The organism is Novosphingobium sp. KN65.2, from assembly GCF_001368935.1.
In the GTDB taxonomy this organism is placed as follows: domain Bacteria; phylum Pseudomonadota; class Alphaproteobacteria; order Sphingomonadales; family Sphingomonadaceae; genus Novosphingobium; species Novosphingobium mathurense.
On the sequence record NZ_CCBH010000176.1, the window covers coordinates 25,064 to 45,749 of the forward strand.

The 20,686-nt window shown below is 65.4% G+C and carries 20 protein-coding genes; 10 read left to right on the top strand and 10 right to left on the bottom strand.

The window, feature by feature from the left end:
* Positions 1-39 precede the first annotated feature (39 nt).
* The 3 genes from moaB to SPHV1_RS18030 all read right to left on the bottom strand — a co-directional run bounded on the left by moaB (position 40) and on the right by SPHV1_RS18030 (position 3,196).
* Positions 40-567, bottom strand: a complete 528-nt coding sequence (moaB, locus tag SPHV1_RS18020; RefSeq protein ID WP_054947419.1) for a molybdenum cofactor biosynthesis protein B — start codon at positions 565-567, stop codon at positions 40-42.
* The gene (locus SPHV1_RS18025; RefSeq protein WP_231634732.1) at positions 557-2,353 is read right to left on the bottom strand and encodes a lytic transglycosylase domain-containing protein; all 1,797 of its coding nucleotides are present in this window, start codon (positions 2,351-2,353) and stop codon (positions 557-559) included. The genes moaB and SPHV1_RS18025 overlap by 11 nt, the downstream gene beginning before the upstream one ends.
* 87 nt (positions 2,354-2,440) lie before the next feature.
* Entirely contained in the window at positions 2,441-3,196 is a 756-nt protein-coding gene (locus tag SPHV1_RS18030; RefSeq protein WP_054947421.1) for a hypothetical protein, read from the bottom strand.
* A 102-nt stretch (positions 3,197-3,298) separates the two neighbouring features.
* Between SPHV1_RS18030 and SPHV1_RS18035 the strand changes: the two genes are divergently transcribed.
* The 3 genes from SPHV1_RS18035 (at position 3,299) to SPHV1_RS18045 (ending at position 6,558) form a co-directional block, all read left to right on the top strand.
* The gene (locus SPHV1_RS18035) at positions 3,299-4,948 is read left to right on the top strand and encodes an electron transfer flavoprotein-ubiquinone oxidoreductase (RefSeq protein WP_054947422.1); all 1,650 of its coding nucleotides are present in this window, start codon (positions 3,299-3,301) and stop codon (positions 4,946-4,948) included.
* Positions 4,949-5,023: 75 nt separating this feature from the next.
* Positions 5,024-5,839, top strand: coding sequence for a 4-(cytidine 5'-diphospho)-2-C-methyl-D-erythritol kinase (locus tag SPHV1_RS18040; protein ID WP_054947423.1), 816 nt, complete (start codon positions 5,024-5,026; stop codon positions 5,837-5,839).
* Positions 5,836-6,558: an N-formylglutamate amidohydrolase gene (locus tag SPHV1_RS18045; protein ID WP_054947424.1), complete on the top strand. Its 723-nt coding sequence runs from the start codon at positions 5,836-5,838 to the stop codon at positions 6,556-6,558. The genes SPHV1_RS18040 and SPHV1_RS18045 overlap by 4 nt, the downstream gene beginning before the upstream one ends.
* 65 nt (positions 6,559-6,623) lie before the next feature.
* Here SPHV1_RS18045 and SPHV1_RS18050 read toward each other — a convergent pair whose 3' ends face one another.
* Entirely contained in the window at positions 6,624-7,049 is a 426-nt protein-coding gene (locus tag SPHV1_RS18050; protein WP_231634730.1) for a DUF3806 domain-containing protein, read from the bottom strand.
* Between the two features lie 219 nt (positions 7,050-7,268).
* Here SPHV1_RS18050 and ilvD point away from each other — a divergent pair, with 219 nt between their 5' ends.
* From ilvD to SPHV1_RS18070, 4 genes are read left to right on the top strand one after another with little or no spacing between them, the layout of a single operon-like run.
* Positions 7,269-9,125, top strand: a complete 1,857-nt coding sequence (ilvD, locus tag SPHV1_RS18055) for a dihydroxy-acid dehydratase (RefSeq protein ID WP_054947426.1) — start codon at positions 7,269-7,271, stop codon at positions 9,123-9,125.
* A 5-nt stretch (positions 9,126-9,130) separates the two neighbouring features.
* The gene (locus tag SPHV1_RS18060) at positions 9,131-9,574 is read left to right on the top strand and encodes a hypothetical protein (protein ID WP_054947427.1); all 444 of its coding nucleotides are present in this window, start codon (positions 9,131-9,133) and stop codon (positions 9,572-9,574) included.
* On the top strand, positions 9,534-10,973 hold the full coding sequence (locus SPHV1_RS18065; protein WP_054947428.1) for an NAD(P)H-hydrate epimerase: 1,440 nt from the start codon (positions 9,534-9,536) through the stop codon (positions 10,971-10,973). The genes SPHV1_RS18060 and SPHV1_RS18065 overlap by 41 nt, the downstream gene beginning before the upstream one ends.
* On the top strand, positions 10,970-12,238 hold the full coding sequence (locus tag SPHV1_RS18070) for a class I SAM-dependent RNA methyltransferase (protein WP_054947429.1): 1,269 nt from the start codon (positions 10,970-10,972) through the stop codon (positions 12,236-12,238). Before SPHV1_RS18065 ends, SPHV1_RS18070 begins: the two co-directional genes overlap by 4 nt.
* Before the next feature lie 31 nt (positions 12,239-12,269).
* On the opposite strand, the gene SPHV1_RS18075 is transcribed toward SPHV1_RS18070, so the two are convergent.
* The 6 genes from SPHV1_RS18075 to SPHV1_RS18100 all read right to left on the bottom strand — a co-directional run bounded on the left by SPHV1_RS18075 (position 12,270) and on the right by SPHV1_RS18100 (position 16,285).
* The gene (locus SPHV1_RS18075; protein ID WP_054947430.1) at positions 12,270-12,530 is read right to left on the bottom strand and encodes a hypothetical protein; all 261 of its coding nucleotides are present in this window, start codon (positions 12,528-12,530) and stop codon (positions 12,270-12,272) included.
* Between the two features lie 126 nt (positions 12,531-12,656).
* Positions 12,657-12,887, bottom strand: coding sequence for a hypothetical protein (locus tag SPHV1_RS18080; protein WP_041559061.1), 231 nt, complete (start codon positions 12,885-12,887; stop codon positions 12,657-12,659).
* A gap of 77 nt (positions 12,888-12,964) precedes the next feature.
* On the bottom strand, positions 12,965-13,393 hold the full coding sequence (locus tag SPHV1_RS18085) for an MAPEG family protein (protein ID WP_054947431.1): 429 nt from the start codon (positions 13,391-13,393) through the stop codon (positions 12,965-12,967).
* Between the two features lie 52 nt (positions 13,394-13,445).
* A complete protein-coding gene (locus SPHV1_RS18090; protein WP_054947432.1) occupies positions 13,446-14,411 on the bottom strand; it encodes a threonine/serine dehydratase in 966 nt (321 codons plus the stop codon).
* 15 nt (positions 14,412-14,426) lie between these two features.
* A complete protein-coding gene (locus SPHV1_RS18095) occupies positions 14,427-15,071 on the bottom strand; it encodes a class I SAM-dependent methyltransferase (protein ID WP_156367384.1) in 645 nt (214 codons plus the stop codon).
* Entirely contained in the window at positions 15,068-16,285 is a 1,218-nt protein-coding gene (locus tag SPHV1_RS18100) for a DUF3419 family protein (RefSeq protein WP_054947433.1), read from the bottom strand. The genes SPHV1_RS18095 and SPHV1_RS18100 overlap by 4 nt, the downstream gene beginning before the upstream one ends.
* A gap of 220 nt (positions 16,286-16,505) precedes the next feature.
* Between SPHV1_RS18100 and SPHV1_RS18105 the strand changes: the two genes are divergently transcribed.
* From SPHV1_RS18105 to SPHV1_RS18115, 3 genes are all read left to right on the top strand, one after another.
* Positions 16,506-17,717 carry a saccharopine dehydrogenase family protein gene (locus SPHV1_RS18105; protein WP_054947434.1) on the top strand — a complete coding sequence of 404 codons (1,212 nt, stop codon included), beginning with the start codon at positions 16,506-16,508 and terminating at the stop codon, positions 17,715-17,717.
* A gap of 128 nt (positions 17,718-17,845) precedes the next feature.
* A complete protein-coding gene (locus SPHV1_RS18110) occupies positions 17,846-19,048 on the top strand; it encodes a carboxynorspermidine decarboxylase (protein WP_054947438.1) in 1,203 nt (400 codons plus the stop codon).
* A gap of 369 nt (positions 19,049-19,417) precedes the next feature.
* Positions 19,418-20,644 (top strand): type III PLP-dependent enzyme, encoded by a 1,227-nt coding sequence (locus SPHV1_RS18115; protein ID WP_054947435.1) that lies wholly within the window; start codon positions 19,418-19,420, stop codon positions 20,642-20,644.
* Positions 20,645-20,686 lie beyond the last annotated feature (42 nt).

A 20,686-nucleotide genomic window follows, 5' to 3' on the forward strand; every position in this document is an offset into this window, starting at 1 on the left:
GGTGCGGGCCGGTATGTCGATGAAGCCGGTGAGTGGCGGTCAGACTTCGCGCAGGCGCGGCATCAGCTCGACGAAGTTGCAGGGCCGGTTACGGCTGTCGAGCTGTTCGGCCAGAATGCCATCCCAGCCGTCCTTCACCGCGCCGTTCGATCCGGGCAGGGCGAAGATGTAGGTCCCGCGCGCAACCACGGCCAAGGCGCGGCTCTGCACGGTCGAGGTGCCGATGGTCTTGTAGGAAAGCCAGCGGAACAGCTCCCCGAAGCCCGGAATTTCCTTGTCCTTGATCTTGTCGAGCGCCTCTGGCGTGACGTCGCGGCCGGTGAGGCCGGTGCCGCCGGTCGAGATGATGGCGTCGATGCCGCGATCGTCGATCCAGTTGTTCAGCCGGTTGACGATGCGACCTGCATCGTCGCGTTCGATGGCCCGCTCGACCAGTTTGTGGCCGGCATCCCGGATCCGCTGTTCGAGAATGTCGCCCGACGTGTCGTCTTCGGGGCCTCGGGTGTCGGATACTGTCAGAAGGGCAATATTTATCGGCTTGAAAGTCCGCTCGAGATCAATGGCCACGCAAGATCGCTCCGTTCGCTGCCATGCGTACGGCCTTCGACCCGGCCAGTTCGGGGAAAGTCGGCCACATGTCCTGAGCGAGCGCCACCCGGCTTTCCGAAACGCCACCCGCCTGGCGCTCGTACATCCAGTAATTGCGCAGGACAATGTTCACGTAGCCACGGGTTTCCCAGTAGGGAATCGATTCCATCCAGAGCAGCGGATCGCCGTCGTCCTTGATCTCGGTGTTCCACCGCGTGATCGGCGCGAGCCCTGCGTTGTAGGCTGCCATGACCTTGGGCAGCAGGCCCTGCGTCCCCGACGCGCTCTTCAGCATTTCGAGATGCCGCTGGCCGAAGGCGAGATTGATTTCGGGCTTGTTGAGATCGCTGGGCGATCCGGATACGCCGATGTCTGACGCATGGTCGCGTGCGGCCGAGGGCATGATCTGCATCAGGCCGCGCGCGCCGGCGGGGCTGACGACGCTGGTCTGGAAGATCGATTCCTGCAGCGCATGGGCATAGACGAGCGCCGGATCGACTTTCCAGCCGCCGATGGGCGTCCACTTCGGTGTGGGGAAGCGGGTAGCCGGCTCGGGCTTGCCGCCGCGCGGCGCATTGTAGGCCATCCACAGCTGGGTCGAAGGAAGGCCGAGGTCGCGTGCAAGGCGCGAGAGCGGTTCGTACTGTTTAGGATCGCCGATGCGCGCCTGATGGCGCAGGACTTCGTCGGCGAGGCCGACCTCGCCGATTTCGGCCAGTTCCACGGCAGCACGCACATTGGTGTTGTTGCGCAGCGATTGCCAGTCGGTCTGGGTGAAGTCAGCGCCGGCGTGCTGTTCGGGCAGGTGCACGCCGAGCTGTTCGCTCGCCAGCATGCCGTAAAGCGTCTCGTCGCGCTTCGCCGCCATGCGCAGGGGTTCCGTGGCAAGGTCGGGGCGGCGGCAGCGTACGAGGGCGCGGCTCTGCCAGTAATAGGAAGCGGAAGTCAGTTCCGCATTCTCGGACGCTTTCGCGGCCTTGGCGAAGGCGTCGCTGGCGGCGTCGCAGTCGCCAAGGCGCCATGCGGCGAGGCCGGCTGTCCACCATGCCTCACCTACCCACGGGCCGGTGCCCAGGGCAGCCAGTTGTGCCATCTGGTAGGCCGATGTGTCCTGGTTCTCGATGTAGAAGCTCCAGGCGACACGCTGGCGCCATTCGGCGCGCGCCGAATTGCTCAGCCCGGCATCGATCCCATCGAGCAGGACGCGCGCGCCCATCGGGTCATCGTTCTTGATGCGCTCGAGGATGCTGGAGGAAATCGCCTCGGGCATCGTTCCGTCGCTGATCGAGGCGGGACGGGTGCGTTTGGTCATCGAGGGCAGGCGGGCGAACTGCTGTTCGGTGGGCAGGTCGGGGATCGCATCGGCCCCGCGCTTCAGGGCGAGGCGGGAGATCTGGTCGGCGCCGGGAAGCTCCGTGCCCTTGGCCAGCCAATCCTGCAGGTCGGGCAGTTCGATCTTCGGGGAACCAGCGGCAAGATAGTACTCGGCGCGGGCCTGCTGGTGCAGCGGACCATCGGGCCGCTCGGACAGCATCTGCTGGACCTTGGACCAGTTCTTGGCGTCGATCGCGTCGAACACCTGCTTGTAGTAGGCGCGGTCGTCCTGGCTCAGTAGCGACGGCACGGCGGTGCGGTCCGCCCGGGTGCGGAAATAGTCGACGGCGGCACTGTTCGCATATGCAGGAGCGGTCGCCACTGTCGCGGTGCACGCGATGGCGATACCGGCGATCCATCCTGCCTTGGCAAGTTTACTCAAAATTCGCATCCCCGATCGTTCGATCACTCTGCCTGTCCGGTGCGGCCCGGACCGTTCCGGCGCAACCTGCCCGCGTGGTGTCTGCGCTGGGCCGATTCAGCCGGCCGTCCACTTGAGCCAGGCCTGCCAGAGAACGGCTTTCCAACGCGGCTGCGCCAGCAGTGCGGGTAGCCCCCTCGAAGCAAGCAGAGGTATCGTTCCTCCTTCATGATCGAATGTGTGCAAAACGGCAGAGCGTTGCGGCAATTCGTGCCCGATGAGCGGTAGAACGTTTGTTCCCAGTACGATAAGCCGCTCAGGCGCCACCAGATTGATGTGGTGAACGAGGACTTGTCCAAGCCCGCGTTCGTTCATCGCCGGCCAGTCTGGCGCCGGTGCGGCGCGGGGCAGGGCGCTTGCGAGGTAGATATCGTCGCGGCGCGTACCGAATGCGGCCAGCATGGCATCGAGCAGACGGCCTTGCGGTCCGGAAAGCAGTGCCTCGCTGTCGTCGGGCTCCGGCATATCGACGACGACCATCAGTTTCGCGCCCGCCGGGCCCTGAGGCAGCATCCTGCCCTCGGTGGAGCCATCGTCGAGCAGGGGCTCGCTCAGCCACCACTGGCCAAAGGCGGCCAGGTCGCCGGGCAGCGCCGCGGGGTCGAAGCGGCTGGGCGGCGGTGCCACTTCCGCCTGTTCGACCGGTGCGCGGCGGGGACGCTGCGATCCGGAGGCGTCGGCCTGTTCGTCTTCGGGCGGGGCCAGCCATTGGCGCGGCTCGTCGAGGAAGGCATATTCCACACCCGCGTCCCGCCACCAGTCGAGCGCGCCTGTGATTTCGTCCAGAAATTGCGTATTCGTGGCTTGAACCATCGCCGGGGTCTTGACCTGTCGGCGACGAGCAATCAAGGCACAAGAGAAATTAATCGTACGACTAAGTTGATACCGAATAACAGGATCGGAGTTGGGGGCCCCATGATTGAACGTGAAGAGATGCCATATGACGTCGTCATCGTCGGCGGCGGTCCGGCAGGCCTGTCGACGGCGATCCGGCTCAAGCAGGTTGATCCCGAATTGCAGGTCTGCGTTCTGGAGAAGGGTTCCGAGATCGGCGCCCACATCCTTTCGGGTGCGACCATCGATCCCAAGGCGCTGGACGAACTGCTTCCGGGCTGGGCCGATGACGGTTGTCCGCTGGCCGAAACGCCGGTGACCGACAACCTGCACTGGCACCTGACCAAGAAGGGCAAGGTCTCGATGCCCGAGATCCTGATGCCGCCCTTCATGTCGAACGAAGGCAACTTCACCGGCTCGCTGGGCAACCTGTGCCGCTGGCTTGCCGAAAAGGCCGAGGAACTCGAAGTCGAGATCTTCCCCGGCTTCCCGGCTGCCGAAATCCTTTACGACGACAACGGCGCGGTGATCGGTGTCCAGACCGGCGACATGGGTGTCGACCGGGAAGGTAACCCCAAGGACGACTTCCAGCCGGGCATGAACCTGCTCGGCAAGTATACCGTCTTCTGCGAAGGCGCGCGCGGTCACCTGACCAAGCGTCTCAAGGCCAAGTACGACCTCGAGGCGAACTGCGAGCCGCAGATCTATGGCCTTGGCATCAAGGAACTGTGGGACATCGATCCCGACAAGCACGCGCCGGGCCGCGTCATCCACACCCAGGGCTGGCCGCTCAGCGAGAGCGATTCCTGGGGCGGCGGCTTCCTGTACCACCAGGCCAACAACCAGGTCTCGCTCGGCTTCGTGACCGCGCTCGACTACAAGAACCCTTATGTCTACCCCTTCGAGGAATTCCAGCGCTGGAAGCAGCACCCGGAAATCCGCAAGATCCTCGAGGGCGGCAAGCGCGTGGCCTATGGCGCGCGTGCGATCAACGAGGGCGGTTGGCAGTCGGTGCCGCAGCTTGCCTTCCCGGGCGGCGTGCTGGCCGGTTGCTCTGCCGGTTTCGTCAACGTGCCCCGCATCAAGGGTACGCACACCGCGATGAAGTCGGGCATGCTCGCCGCCGAGACGATCGCCGCTGCGATCAAGGCGGGCCGTGAGCAGGACGCGCTCATGGAATACGACACCGCCGTGCGCGAAAGCTGGATCGCCAAGGAACTCAAGCTCGTGCAGAACGCCGAGCCGATGGTTGCCAAGTGGGGCGGCGAACTGGGCACGATCCTTGCCGGTGCGGACATGTGGCTGCGCACCCTGTTCGGCTTCGGTCTCGCCAAGCCGATGAAGCACCACACCGACGCCTCGACGCTGCAGCGGGCCGATCTGTACAAGCCGATCGAATATCCCAAGCCCGACGGCGTCATCAGCTTCGATCGCCTGACCAGCGTGTCCTACTCGTTCACCAACCACGAGGAGGAGCAGCCCTGTCACCTGCGCCTCAAGGACCCGACGGTGCCGACGGCGATCAACCTGCCGGTCTATGCCGGGCCGGAAGCGCGCTACTGCCCGGCCGGCGTGTACGAGTTCGTCGATCCGGACGGCGCGGGGCCGCGCCTGCAGATCAACGCGCAGAACTGCGTCCACTGCAAGACCTGCGACATCAAGGACCCGACCCAGAACATCGAATGGGTCACGCCCGAAGGCGGCGGTGGCCCGAACTATCCGAACATGTGATTTTCGGATCATAGCGCAATGACAGTGAAGCGTCGGGGGTTGCTCCGGCGCTTCACTCGTTTCAGGGAGGGGGCGATGACTCTTTCCGAAACCGCTTATGCGAAGATCAACCTCGCGCTGCACGTGCGCAGGCGTCGTGAGGACGGCTATCACGAGCTGGAGACCCTCTTCGCCTTCGTCGATGACGGCGACCGTCTCTCTGCCTCCCCCGCGGATCGCGACCACCTGACGACGCACGGCGAATTCGCCGGGAAGATCGACGATCCCTTCGGCAATATCGTCGCCAAGGCGCTCACGGCCCTGCCGCATGGCAAGGGCTGGGCGGTCGATCTCGACAAGCGCCTGCCTGTCGCGGCGGGGCTGGGCGGTGGGTCGGCGGACGCGGGCGCGGTGTTCCGCATGGTCGAGCGGGCCCGGGGCCTGCCGGACGACTGGCAGGCGAAGGCGGCGAAGCTGGGCGCGGACGTGCCGGCCTGCGTCCTCTCGCGGCCGTGCATCGGTACGGGGACCGGAACCGAACTGGAAGAAGTGGCCGAAAACGATCTCGCCGGGTGCCCGGTCCTGCTCGTCAATCCGCGCGTGCCGGTGCCGACCGGGCCGGTGTTCAAGGCGTGGGACGGCAAGGATCGCGGGGCGATGCCGAAAGGCTCGCTGCGCGAGATTGCGCTTTGCGGGCGCAACGACCTGGAGGACCCGGCCATCGGCATCTGTCCGCAGGTGGCCGATGTGCTGGCGGCCCTGAAGCGCACAGAACCCTTCCTCGCCCGCATGTCCGGCTCGGGCGCGACCTGTTTTGCCCTCTACGACAGCTGCGATGCCATGCGGGCCGCTGCCGAGGCGATTGCGCGCGACCATCCCGAATACTGGCAGATGACCGGAGCCCTGCGTTGATTCACGAAGCCTATCGTATCGTCGGAACCCCGCGTTTCGGCGGCATCCTCGTCGTTGCCGATCATGCCTCGAACCGCGTTCCGGAGGACATCGCGCTCGGCATCGATGCGCCGCTGATGGACGAGCACATCGCTATCGACATCGGCGTTGCCGGGATCGCGGAGAAGATGGCGCGCAATACCGGCACGGCCGCCTTTCTCGGCAATGTCAGCCGCCTCGTGTGCGACACCAACCGAGACGAGAGCGACCCTGCCGCGATCCCCGAAAAGAGCGACGGCCGCGTCATTCCCGGCAATCTCGACATCGACCGGGAATCGCGACTGGTGCGCTTCCATCGCCCCTTTCACGACGCGCTGGGAGAGATCCTTCACGGCACCCCGCAGGCACTGACCCTGATCCTGCACAGCTTCACCCCGGCGCTGGAAACCCGGCCGGACGAGGAGCGCCCCTGGCACTGCGGCCTGCTCTACGACGAGGACGATCGCGGCGCGCGCCTTGCCGAGCCCTTGCTGGAGGCGGACGGCCTGATCGTCGGAGACCAGCTTCCCTACTCGGGCAAGATCTATAACTCGACGATCTGCCGCCACGTCGAAAGCGAGGGGCGCCCCTACCTCTACCTCGAAGTGCGGCAGGACCTGATCGCCGACGATGCCGGGCAGGAGGAGTGGGCCGAGCGCCTGACGCGCATCTGCAATCAGGTGGCGATCGGGCTGGAGTAGGGTTGGGGACGCGACCGAAGGTTTCGGCAGGCTTAGCCTGACCGTGGCAAAGCTCTCCCTTTGCGCTATTCCGCCTCGCCGCCGAAGGCGATCTCGTTCAGCTGTTCGCGCGTCTGTTCGTACATCATGTCGATGTCGACCCGCTCGCCTTCCTCGACGCGCTGCGAGATCATCGTGACCGGGAAGCACAGGATGCTGGTGCCCGGCCAGTTGAGCGCGGGCTGGCGGCCATACTCGTCGTCCACCGTGACCCAGTCGAGCATGAGGTCCTGCGCCAGCGCGTCTCCCATGGCGATTCCCAGCGACTGCAGCTTCCAGGTGTCTTCGGGGCCGACCCACCCTTGCGCCAGATTGGCGCGGATCACGGCCAGCTTGCCCTCGATCGTACCATAGGCCTCGTCGGGGTTGTTGGCGAAGTGGCCCTTGATCCATCCCCTGGCCAGATCGAGCCACTCTTGCTCCTCGGGTGCGAGGGTAAGGGGTTCCGGCATGTCCATGGAGCCATAATAGCAGCATGGCGCCCGGTGGCCAAAACCGGCCTGTGAATTGCCTGTGAGCAATCGCCGTGGGGGCCGGCCGCGCAAGAAAGGGTGCTGTGCGGGCGCAGTTCATGTTATTTTTTCGCTTCGGCTGCGGCCGCATATGGCGTAGGGGGCGCACCAAGTATCAATGCGCCCTGTGGGGCGCCTGTTTCGACCGGAGTTTCGCTGATGCCTGCCTATCGTTCCCGCACTTCCACCCACGGCCGCAACATGGCCGGTGCCCGTGGCCTGTGGCGCGCGACCGGCATGAAGGACGGCGATTTCGGCAAGCCGATCATTGCCGTGGTCAATTCCTTCACCCAGTTCGTGCCCGGTCACGTCCACCTCAAGGACCTTGGCCAGCTCGTCGCCGGGGAGATCGAGGCCGCGGGGGGCGTTGCCAAGGAATTCAACACCATCGCGGTCGACGACGGCATCGCCATGGGGCACGACGGCATGCTCTACTCGCTGCCGAGCCGTGACCTGATCGCCGACAGTGTCGAGTACATGGCCAATGCCCACTGCGCAGACGCGCTGGTGTGCATCTCGAACTGCGACAAGATCACCCCGGGCATGCTCATGGCCGCGCTGCGTCTGAACATTCCGGCGGTCTTCGTTTCGGGCGGGCCGATGGAAGCGGGCAAGGTCGTCCTCAAGGGCAAGGAACATGCGCTCGACCTGGTCGATGCCATGGTCGCCGCTGCCGACGAGAGCTACACCGACGAGGAAGTCACCGCGATCGAGCGTTCGGCCTGTCCGACTTGCGGTTCGTGCTCGGGCATGTTCACGGCCAACTCGATGAACTGCCTCACCGAAGCGCTGGGCCTTTCGCTGCCGGGCAACGGTTCGGTGCTGGCCACACATGCCGACCGCGAGAAGCTGTTTCGCGAGGCGGGCCGTCTGGTCGTCGACCTGTGCCACCGCTATTACGAGCAGGAGGACGAAAGCGTCCTGCCGCGCAAGATCGCCAGCTTCGGCGCCTTCGAGAACGCGATGAGCCTCGACATCGCCATGGGCGGTTCGACCAACACTGTGCTGCACCTGCTTGCCGCGGCATACGAAGCCGGCGTGGACTTCACCATGACCGACATCGACCGGCTCTCGCGCAAGGTGCCGTGCCTGTCCAAGGTCGCTCCGGCCAAGTCCGACGTCCACATGGAAGACGTTCACCGCGCCGGCGGCATCATGGCGATCCTCGGCGAGCTGGACCGGGCCGGACTGATCCATCGCGATCTGCCCACCGTTCACAGCCGCACCCTTGGCGATGCGCTGGAGCGCTGGGACATCGTGCGCACCAAGGACGCCTCGGTGCAGGAATTCTTCAAGGCGGCTCCGGGCGGCGTGCCCACGCAGACCGCGTTCAGCCAGTCGCGCCGCTGGAAGGAACTGGATATCGACCGCGAAGGCGGCGTGATCCGTTCCAAGGAACATGCCTTCAGCCAGGACGGCGGCCTTGCTGTCCTGTCGGGCAATGTCGCGCTCGACGGTTGCATCGTGAAGACGGCGGGCGTGGACGACAGCATCCTCAAGTTCACCGGCCCGGCGCGGGTCTATGAAAGCCAGGATGCGGCGGTTGCCGGAATTCTCGGCGGCGAAGTGGTTGCCGGCGACGTTGTCGTCATCCGCTACGAAGGACCGCGGGGCGGACCGGGCATGCAGGAAATGCTCTATCCGACCAGCTACCTCAAGTCGAAGGGCCTCGGCGCAGCTTGTGCGCTGATCACCGACGGACGCTTCTCGGGCGGTACTTCGGGCCTGTCGATCGGCCACGTTTCGCCCGAAGCGGCCGAAGGCGGGGCGATCGGTCTGGTCGAGAACGGCGACGTGATCGAGATCGACATTCCGGGCCGCTCCATCTCGCTCAAGATCTCGGACGAGGAACTGGCTACGCGCCGCGCCAGGATGGAAGCGCGCGGGGCCGACGCCTGGGCGCCGGTCCATCCGCGCAAGCGCAAGGTTTCGGTCGCACTGCAGGCCTATGCGGCAATGACCACCAGTGCCGCACGCGGCGCAGTGCGCGACGTAAGCCAGCTCAAGCGGAGCTGATCCGCATGGCGCACTGCGCGGTGGTTGACGGACTTTCGCGTGGCGCGCTCGCGCTTTTGCCGTTCCTCGCGCTCGTAGCCTGCTCGGGCGGGGAGCCGCAGGCGCCCGCAACGGCCGCAGGCGCCGATCACATCGCCTGCGCGGTGAGCGGGGCTGACAATCTGGCCGATGTTTGCGCGGTTGAGCGCGACGAGGTCGACGGCAAGCTCATGCTCGTCGTGCATCATCCCGATGGCGCCTTTCGCCGCTTCGAAGTGCTGACCGACGGGCGCGGCGTTGCCGTGGCCGACGGTGCGGACGAGGCGGTGACCGCGCTCAGGGATGGTTCGCTCGACGTAACCGTGGGCACGGACCGCTATGTCTTCCCTGCGAAGGTGCGACCGAAGCAGGATGCCACCGGAGAACCTGATGTCCAGCGAACAGACGCACTGCAATCTGACGCAAACTGACCAGATCCTCACTGTCGCGCAGATGCGCGATGCCGAACAGGCGCTGATCGATGCCGGGACATCGGTCGACGAGCTGATGCAGGTGGCGGGGCGCGGAGCTGCTGACTGGGTCTGGCGGTTGGCCGGACAGCACAAGGTCACGGTCCTGTGCGGCCCGGGCAACAACGGCGGCGACGGCTATGTGATTGCCGAGGCGATCCGCGAGCGCGGGGGCGATGCCGTGGTCATCGCCGCAACCGAGCCTAAGACGGACGCCGCCCGAAATGCGCGGACGCTCTACAAGGGCAAAGTGATCGCCCTCGATGGCCTTGGCGGCGATGCCCGGCTCGAAGGCGACGTCTTCGTGGACTGCCTGTTCGGCAGCGGCCTTGCACGTCCCCTGACCGCGGAGCACGCGGCCATCGTCAACGTGCTGGCGGCATCGCACCGCCTGTCGGTGGCGGTCGACCTGCCGAGCGGGGTCCAGTCCGATAGCGGCATGTTGCTCAACGAGTGCCTGCCGCAGTACGACCTGACGATTGCCCTGGGGGCCTGGAAGTTCGCGCATTTCCTGATGCCTGCTTCGGCGCGCATGGGGGCCTTGCGGCTGGTCCCGATCGGCGTCGAGCCGGTCGAGGGTGCTGCCGTCGCGGTTGCGCGCCCGACCATTGGCGCACCGGCCCCGGATTCGCATAAGTACAAGCGCGGACTTCTCGCCGTCGTGGGCGGGGCCATGCCGGGCGCGGCGATCCTTGCCAGCATAGCGGCGCAGGGCGCGGGCGCGGGCTATGTGAAACTCTTTGCCGACAGCAAGCGCAATGCGCCTGCCGATCTCGTTGTCGATACCGGCGCGCTGTCCGATGTGCTGGCCGACGACCGCAACAGCGCAGTTCTGGTTGGCCCGGGCCTCGGCCGCAACGCTCTGGCGCGCGAGAGATTGGCGATCGCACTCGCCGATGCGGTGCCTGCCGTGGTCGATGCCGACGCGCTGATCCTGCTTGGTCCGCGCCAACTTGCCGTGCGGCAGGCGGCGACGATCGCCACGCCCCATGAAGGCGAAATGGTTGCGCTCGAACGTGCCTTCGACCTCGATGGCAGCGGTTCGCGGCCCGAGCGCGCCCTCGCGCTGGCGGCGGAAAGCGGCATGGTCGTGGTTGCCAAGGGGCCGGATACGGTCATCGCCGCGCCCGATGGCCGTCTGGCCTGCGCGCCGCGCGCAACTGCGTGGCTTTCGACCGCCGGAACCGGGGACGTGCTTGCCGGGGCCATTGCCAGCCGCGTTGCGAGCGGAGTGCCCGCCTTCGAGGCAGCCTGCGAGGGCATATGGCTCCACGGCGAGGCTGCGCGGGTTTGTCCGCCGGCTTTCACGGCCGGACAGCTTGCCGAGAGGATACCGGCTGCGCTAGCGGCCTGTCTGTGAGCGAAACCGAAGAAATCCTGCGCATCGCCTCCAAGGGCGATGGCGTTACCGCAAGTGGCCGATTTGCCTGGGGTGCCGCCCCGGGGGACCTGCTGCGCGAGGACGGCACCCTGGAATGGGGACCGCACCACGTGGAGCCGCCGTGCCGCCATTTCGGCCGTTGCGGTGGCTGCCAGCTGCAGCAGCTCGACGAAGAGAGCCTTGCCGCGTTCGTCGAGGCGCGCGTGGCCAATGCCTCGGTCTCGCAGGAGCTGGGCGCCGAGACGATCACGCCGCCGCATCTCTCGCCGCCGATGAGCCGCCGCCGCGTGTCGCTGCGTGCGGAAAGTTCGGGAGGCCGCATCGTCGTCGGTTTCCGCGAGGCGCGTTCGCACCGGCTCGTCGAGCTGGAGGAATGCCATGTGATGGCGCCTGAGCTTGCGGCGCTTTTTGCGCCCTTGCGCAAGCTGCTGATCACGATGGGCAAGGGCGCGGCCAAGCCGAAGAAGGGCGGGAAGCAGGGACGGCGCGCGGAAAAGGGCGGCGCCATGCCGCGCATGGCTGCCGATATCGAAATGACGCTGGTCGAGCAGGGCGTTGACCTTGGCGTGAAGGGCCTGGCCACAGAGGGGCTCGCGGCGACCGAGGCCATGCTCGACTTCGCGCGGGACCATGGCCTTGCGCGCCTGACCATGGACGGCGGCTATGGGCATGAGGTCGTCTGGGAGCCCGAGCCGGTCACGGTAAAGCTGGGCGAAGTCTCGGTGCCGTTCCCTCCGGGCAGCTTCCTGCAGGCAACGCTCGACGGCGAGGAGACGCTGGTCGGCGCAGCGAAGGAATGGCTTGCCGGGATGCCGACGGTCGCGGACCTGTTCTCCGGGCTGGGCACTTTCGCTTTCGCACTGGCCGGGCCGGACACGAAGGTGCTGGCTGCAGAGGCCGCGCGCGATGCGCACCTTGCCTGCAAGGCCGCTGCGGATCGTTCGCAGCAACCGGTTTTCGCCGTTCACCGCGACCTGTTCCGCAATCCGCTGCAGGCGGACGAGTTGGGCAAGTTCGCCGCCGTTCTGCTGGATCCGCCGCGCGCCGGTGCGCGCGAACAGGTGGATTGCATCGCCGAATCGAGCGTCGGGCGGGTGGTCTACATTTCCTGCAACCCGTCGAGCTGGTCGCGCGATGCCGCACGGCTGATCGAGGCGGGGTTCCGGCTCGTCGAACTGCGCCCGGTTGGCCAGTTCCGCTGGTCGACGCACGTCGAGCTGGCGAGCCTGTTCGTAAGGGATTGAGCGGGCGCGGGCGGCCTGGGCCGCTGCTGCGCTATTCTCCGGCGGCCTTGGCCATCATGTCCATGAAGTCGCGCGCGGCCTCGCGGTCTTCCTCGCTTTTGAAGGCGACGTCGAGGTCGGGCGCAGCGCCGAACATGTACATCAGCGTCCACAGCGCGAACTTGCGGCTGCGGTCCTTCTCCATCCCGAAGTCGACCTTCATGCGGTCGATCCCGACCTCCAGCGTGGTCGGGGCAATGGTGGTGAGGTCCTCGGTGCCGAAGTAGCGGCGGAGCTGGTCGTCGAAATCCATGCGCCACGCCTTACCAGCAGGCGCGCATCACGCGAAGCTGCAATGTTATGCAGTGGGGTGTGATGCAAGACGGAGTGAGGCAGGGCATTCGGTGACGGCCGTGCCGGTTGGCGGGCGGCCGAGGGTTCAGTCGCGCCGCTTCGTCCATCCCAGGCAGGAAGCGCAAAGCTGGTAGGAAACGATGCCCCAGGCGCTGGCGATGAACCCGACGAAGAATGTGTACCAGTTCAGGCCCCACCCGGTTTGGAGGACCTTGTCCACCAGCGAGGTCAGGGTCAGCAGGATGAAGAAGACCACTACGCCGAAGAAGGCGTATTTTCCCGGCTTGATAGCCGGAAAAGAGCGACCAGCTGCCACGCTCGAACTCCCAAATTCATTGTTTCTTGAAAGTACAATATGCCGATTCGGCGCCTCGGTCCAGAGCCTGCCGGGCCTCAGAACATGGCGAGGGCCGCGCGTGCGACGAGGAACATCAGGCAGAAGCTCGAGAGCGCGAAGATCCCGAAGCGCAGGGTGACCCTGTTGATCGTCGACTGCACGATCGAATGGATCACCCGCAGGATAACGTAGGCCCAGCCGATCTGGGCATTGAGCCCGTCGCCCTGGCCGATGATGGCAAGGGTGATCGCTACGGCATAGAAGACGGTCGGCGCTTCGTGCAGGTGGTTGTAATTGTGGGCCTTCCACTGCACCTGCGCCGGCAGGATGTTGTCGAGCGTCAGCGCGGGATCGTTGACCAGTTCCTCGGGATCGACCTTGGCGGCGCTGAGGGCCGGAATGCGGGTGCCGTAGAGCCAGAACCACATGATCATGGTCCAAGCGGCCAGCGCCACCACCGGTTGCAGTATCGCCATTCCGATCATTAGATTTCCCCCCTCTGCCAGTGCCTAAGCGTCTGCCGAGACGGGGAACTTGTCAATCGTTCCCGGCGAGTACCGCGGCAAAGCTTGCGGCATCGGTATTGCCGCCGGACAGTACGATTGCGGTGCGCGGCGCCAGTTCGACCTTGCCCGCCAGAACGGCGGCCAGTGCCGCCGCACCGCCCGGCTCGACGACAAGGCGCAGTTTCTGAAATGCCAGACGCTGCGCGGCCCGAATTTCCGCAGGTGTGGCGACAAGGCCGAAGGGGCAACGTGCCTTGAGCACTTCGAAATTGACCGGTCGTGTTGCGGGCGTCTGCAGGGCATCGCAGGCGGTAGGCGGCGCATCGCGTGAAACCGGGACGATCTCGCCCGCTTCAAGGCTGCGGCAGACGTCGTCCCACCCTTCCGGTTCGACCGGGATCACGCGCGAATCGGGGCAGGCGAGGGCAAGGCCTGCGGCAAGACCGCCGCCGCCGCAAGGTGTGACGAGGAGATCGGGCGCACCGTCCATCTGCCGGGCAATCTCGATCCCGACGGAGCCTTGACCCTCGATGATCCAAGGGTCGCCGAAGGCATGGACGAGGGTGGCGCCGCGCTCTGCAGAAAGGCGCTCGGCCACTTCGTCGCGGTCCTCGCCGCCCGGCCTGTCGTAGAGCACGACTTCTGCGCCCAGCGCGCGGGTGTTCGCGAGCTTCACCTGCGGTGCGTCGAGAGGCATGACGATGGTTGCGGCGATGCCCAGTTCGCGCGCGGCCCAGGCGACCCCCTGGGCGTGGTTGCCGCTCGACACGCCGATGACACCGCGCTTGCGCTCGTCCCCGGACAACGCCGTCAGGCGATGCCAGGCGCCGCGGATCTTGAAGGCGCCGACCGGTTGCAGGCACTCGGCCTTGCACCAGATCGTCGTGCCCTCGACCTCGAGCGGGAGCAGGGGAGTCATGGGCAGGATTTCGCCGACCTTGCGCGCGGCGAGGCTGACGCCCTCGGCGGTCGGCTTGCGGGGGGATGCATTGCTCATCGCCGCGCTATAGGCTCAGCGCGAGATATGCACCATCTGGTAATAGCCCAGCGGCCCGCGCATGTGCTCCAGTTTCAGGCGCCTGTCGTTCGCAATCCGGGCGCACACCGTTTGCAGCTCCACGCGCGGGGTGACGTGGAAATGCGCCAGCCACTTGCGCAATCCCCCGGCGAGCGGCGTCGGCAGGCCCGAGAGGTCTCCGAAGTCGACGATGCGCACGGAGCCGCCCGGGGCCAGCGCCGCGACCGCTTGCTCCAGTGCGGCTTCCCAGCCCGGGATCATCGAGAGTGCATAGGACAGGACGACGCGATCGAAGCCCTCGCGTCCGAACAGGTTGCGTGCATCGAAGCGGGTGGCATCGCCGAGTGCCAGGTGACCGGAAGAGCCAAGCCGCTTGCTGGCGTTCTTGAGCATTTCGGCGGAGATATCGAGGCCGTGGCACTGCACGCTGGGCCAGCGTCGGGCGATGAGCTGCAGGTTGCGTCCGGTGCCGCAGCCCAGTTCGAGCACGGCGTGACTGGCGCGGCATTCGAGTTCGTCGATCAGCCGGTCGCGGCCGAACAGGTAGTACTTGCGCGTCAGGTCGTAAATGTGGCGCTGGCCGCGATAGACCCTGTCCATCAGCGCGGCATGGTCGGTCGCAGGTGTCGAACCGGTCACGGGCGCAACGCGTAGAGGTGGACGCCGCCATAGATCGAGGAACGGTCGGCTCGCGTCGCAGCCTGCGACTCCGCCTCGCGGTATTCCCAGCGATCGAGGATGGCGTCGGGCACGCGGCCCGGCAGCAGCGAGGGCTCGGCGGCCGTGCGGAACAGCACGCGCGAGCCCGGTCGGGCAGTGCGGGAGATCTGGCTCCATAGCTCGGCCAGTTGCCCGTCGGTCATCCAGTCCTGCGCGTCGAGCAGGATGTAGCGGTCGTAGGATACATCGTCGGCTTCGGCGAGGACCTGGGTGAAATTGGCGTGGCGCACGGTGAGCCGGTCGAGCCGTTCGCGCACGAGGGGCAGGTTGCCGCGCTGCAGGTACGGCGGCAGCGGGTGCTCCGCGCCGCGCCCGTAGCCGCGTCCGAAGGCCTGCCAGGCGAAGTAGTTGTCGTTGACCGGAAAGTGGCACGCCAGCTTTTCGAGCCGGGCGCGCAGGACGTCGGCCATGCGCTGCTCGCCGGCCAGAGCGGTGTACTGCGCGGGGGGAATGCCAAGCCCGAACAGCGAGGCGGGGTGATTGGTCAGCCAGCGCACGAGGCGCCGTTCGAAGATGGGCGCGAACCGCTCGTCGAAGACGCGGCGCTGGTCCTCGAGCGATCCTGCACCGAGGATCTCGGCCGGATCGATCCGGTACAGCCTGGCAAGGATGTGGGCGAGGCCGATGAAGTTGCCGAGCAGGCCGTGCTTGTAGATACCCCGGGTAAAGGCGCCGATCCGACGGCGGCCGACGATGTCGCGGCCTTCCCAGTAGCGGCGCGTGGCCTCGTCGAGATGGGGGGCGAGCAGCAGAGAGTAGGTCTCGACGTTGGAAGGATGATCGGCCTCGGCGATGAAGCGGCGCACGTTCGCATAGTCCGGCAAGTGGCGCACCGCGGCGTGCTTGAGCTTGTTGAGGGCGATGTGCGCGGTGTTGAGGTCGACGCAGGTGATCGAGTGCGGGTTGGCCGTCAGGTAGCTCAGTGCATTGCAGCCGCCGCTGGCAATGGTGATGATGCGGCTTTCCGGTCCGATCTGCAGCGCATCCATGTCCGCCACCGGGTCTTCCCAGATCTGGGCATAGACCAGGCCCTTGAAAGCCATGGCGAAAGCCTTGTCGAGCAGGCGCGAGAGGCGGGGGGATTCGTGTCGGACAACAGCCTTCTCGATGAGGGTCGAGGCACTCTTGGGCATCTGGGTCAGTCCTTCGCCGCTGACGGTTCTGGGGCTTTTGTGCGCGGTGCGTGACCGGGTGATGACGCGACGATGGCAGTTTATGACAGCCCGGGAATCGAAAAATCCGTGAACCCCGGGCGCGGATCGGCGTTGAGTTGTCACACAGGCATTCTATATGCGGCCTTTCGCACCTGTTCGTGCGCGCCGCAGTTGCAGGCGAATTGAAGGAGAATACCCGGTGAGCAAGGTTCTGGTGATCGGCGCAGGCGGCGTCGGCTCGGTCGCAGTCCACAAGATGGCGATGAACCCGAATATCTTCAGTGACATCCACCTCGCCAGCCGCACGGTCTCCAAGTGCGAGGCGATTGCGGAATCGGTGAAGGATCGCACCGGCGTGACGATCGGCACTTACGCCATCGACGCCGACGATGTGGAAGCCACTTCGGCGCTGATCCGCTCGATCGGCCCCGAGCTTGTCGTCAATCTTGCGCTGCCTTACCAGGACCTGGCGATCATGGACGCCTGCCTTGCGACCGGCGTGAACTACATGGACACGGCGAACTACGAGCCCAAGGACGTGGCGAAGTTCGAGTACCGTTGGCAGTGGGAATATCAGGACCGCTTCAAGGACGCCGGGCTCATGGCGCTGCTCGGTTCGGGCTTCGATCCGGGTGTTACCAGCGTGTTCGCGATGTGGCTCAAGAAGCACAAGCTCAAGACCATCCGCACGCTCGACATTCTCGACTGCAATGGCGGCGATCACGGCCAGGCCTTCGCGACCAACTTCAACCCGGAAATCAACATCCGCGAAGTGACCGCGCCCGCGCGCCACTGGGAGAACGGCGAATTCGTCGAGACCCCGGCGATGGGCGTGAAGCAGTCGTTCGACTTCGAGGCGGTCGGCCCGAAGAACATGTACATGATGTACCACGAGGAACTGGAAAGCCTTGCGAAGTTCATCCCCGAGATGGAGCGCGCGCGCTTCTGGATGACTTTCGGCGACGAGTACATCAAGCACCTGACCGTGCTGCAGAACGTGGGCATGACCCGCATCGATCCGGTCATCTACAACGGTGTCGAGATCGTCCCGCTGCAGTTCCTCAAGGCGGTCCTGCCCGAGCCGGCCTCGCTCGGCCCGACGACCAAGGGCAAGACCAACATCGGCGATATCGCGACCGGCGAGGCACTCGACGGATCGGGTGAGAAGACGTTCTACATCAAGAACATCTGCGACCATGAGGACGCTTACGAGGAAACCGGCAACCAGGCGGTGAGCTACACCACCGGCGTTCCGGCGATGATCGGTGCCGCCATGGTGCTGACCGGCGCCTGGAAGGGTGAGGGCGTGTTCAACATGGAGCAGTTCGACCCCGATCCGTTCATGGCGATGCTCAACGAGCACGGTCTGCCGTGGACCTGCGAGGAACTGGCCGAACCGCTGCCGTTCTAAGGTTTTCGGCCGCAAGGCCGTTATTGCGAAAGTAGCGAAGCAATCCGGGGCGTTGCAGGATCGGCTCCGGATTGCTTCGACGCAATTGCGCCTCGCAGTGACGGGGCGATGCTGCAGGTGTGAAAGATATGGAAACCAGAGCCGGTGATCCGGGCGCCTTCGCCCAATTCGACCTGTCGCGCGTCGACAGTCCCAGCTTCGTCGTCGACGCCGCCAAGCTGCGCGACAACCTGCGCATACTCTCCGATATCGGCGAGCGTTCGGGCGCCAAAGTGCTCTCGGCGCTCAAGGCGTTCTCGATGTGGTCGACTGCACCGATCATCGGCGAGTATCTCGACGGCGTGTGCACTTCTGGCCTGTGGGAAGCGCGGCTGGCCTCCGAGTTCTACGACGGCGAGATCGCGACGTATTGCGCGGCCTACAAGCCCGACGACCTCGACGAGATCCTGCGCCTTTCGGACCACGTGATCTTCAATTCGCCCCAGCAGATCGAGCGTTGCTGGCCGATCATCGAGGCCGCCCGTGCCCGGGGTGAGGACTTCGACATCGGGCTGCGTATCAACCCGCTGCATCCCGAGGGCGAAGTGCCCCGCTACGATCCGTGCGCGCCGCATTCGCGACTGGGTTTCCCGATCGACCAGTTGACCGACGAGCATGTCGCGATGATCGACGGCGTGCACATGCATACGCTGTGCGAGCAGGATTTCGAACCGCTCCACCGGACGTGGGACAAGGTGTTCGACTATCTCGAACCCTATTTCGGCCAGTTCAAGTGGATCAACATCGGCGGTGGCCACCACATCACCCGTGCCGACTACCAGCGCGACGAGCTGGTGGAGTTCCTGCGCGACATGGCCGAGGACACCGGTGCGGAAATCTATCTGGAACCGGGTGAGGCGGTGGCACTCGACGCCGGCATCCTCGTCGGCACGATCCTCGACGTGGGCTTCAACGGGATGCCGGTGGCGATTACCGACATTTCGGCCACCTGCCACATGCCCGACGTGATCGAGGCACCCTACCGCCCGGCGATGCTGGGTGAAGTGCCCATCGACGACGACGACCTCGTCGATGAGGCGCAAGGGGGCAGGGTCCGTCTTGGCGGGCCGTCCTGTCTCGCAGGCGATGTGATCGGCGACTATGCGCTTCCGGTCGAGGCCAAGCCGGGCGAACGCTTCGCCTTTCTCGATCAGGCCCACTACTCGATGGTCAAGACCACGACCTTCAACGGGGTGCCGCTTCCTTCGATCTGGTTGTGGGATTCGGAAACGGATTCGCTCGAGTGCGTCCGCAAGTTCGGATACGAGGATTTCCGCGACCGCTTGAGTTGAAAGGCTTAGGCGAGTAGGGGCGTTTCGTCTCAACACAGACCCTGTCGGTCCCCTTGGCGGCGAGTCGCCGGGACCTTCATGTTAGCGCTGACGTTGATAATGGTGTGCGGGGCGGATTTGCCGCCTCGGGTTTGCATTTTTCCGAGTGGAGAGATTTCTGGGTAACCTACGGAAATCACAGGAGATAGTCACCGGTAACCACCCTGCCGAGCAGGGCTGGAAACCCTATGTGACGTTTTTGTGAATCCTCCGGATTTTCACTTGCGATTCATCACCGCAGGCTTATATCCCGCCCCTCGCTGCCCCATGGGGACTTCCAAACCGCAAGGCAGCTTTTGACGCTAACACACCGATTGGGGGTCCCTTGAGTTGCTCGAACATCCTGACGCACCGGCTGTAGTTCGCGCCCTCGCGCCCGACGAACCCGTTATTCTGAACCGCCCGCACGCTGCTGCGCGCGCTGCCCGCTTCTTTGCAACGAAGTTCCCGGGCAAGTCGCTCTATGCCGTGAAGGCGAATCCCTCCCCGGATCTCGTGCAGATCCTGTGGGATAACGGCATCACGCATTACGATGTCGCCTCGATTGCCGAGGTGCGCATGGTCCGCGGCGTCCTGCCCAAGGCAACGCTGTGCTTCATGCACCCGGTCAAGACGGCGAGCGCCATTCGCGAGGCCTATCGCGTTCATGGCGTGCGTACCTTCAGCCTCGACACGCAGGAGGAACTGGAAAAGATCCTCGCCGCGACCGTCGACGATGAAGGCAATGTCGCCACTGACCTGCGCCTTTGCGTGCGCCTGCGCGTCTCTTCCGAGTATTCGGAGCTAAGCCTGGCCTCGAAGTTCGGCATCGACCTTGCCGATGCCGCGCCGCTGCTGCAGGCGACCCGCCAGGTCGCCGACTGGCTCGGCGTCTGCTTCCACGTGGGCTCGCAGGCGATGACGCCTTTCGCCTATGTCCAGGCGCTGGAACGCGCACGTGCCGCGATTGCCGATGCCGGCGTGGTCATCGACATGATCGATGTCGGCGGCGGGTTCCCGTCGAGCTATCCGGGCATGGAGCCGCCGCCGCTAGAGGACTACTTCGCGATCATCCATCGCCACTTCGAGGCCCTGCCGATCGCCTACAACGCCGAACTCTGGTGCGAACCGGGCCGGGCGCTGTCGGCCGAGTACAACTCGCTGATCGTCAAGGTCGAGAAGCGTCGCGGCGACGAGCTCTACATCAACGATGGCGCTTACGGCGCACTCTACGATGCAGCGCATGTCGCATGGCGCTTCCCGGTACGGCACCTGCCGCGCGGTGGCAGCAACGATAATGTTGCGATCGACGTTGCGGAAATGCAGGAATTCTCGTTCTACGGCCCGACTTGCGACGATGCCGACTTCATGGAGGGCCCCTTCATGCTGCCGGCGGATATCAAGGCGGGTGACTGGATCGAGGTCGGCATGCTCGGCGCTTACGGCGCGGCCATGCGCACGGCCTTCAACGGCTTCGGCCAGGGCGATGTCGTGACCGTGTCGGACGAACCGATGGCGAGCCTCTACACCGGCCGCAAGGATCCGCGCGTTTCGGACAACGTCGTCTCGCTGCGCTGACCTGCACGGCACAGACCGGAATTGAAAAGCCCCCCCCCCCCC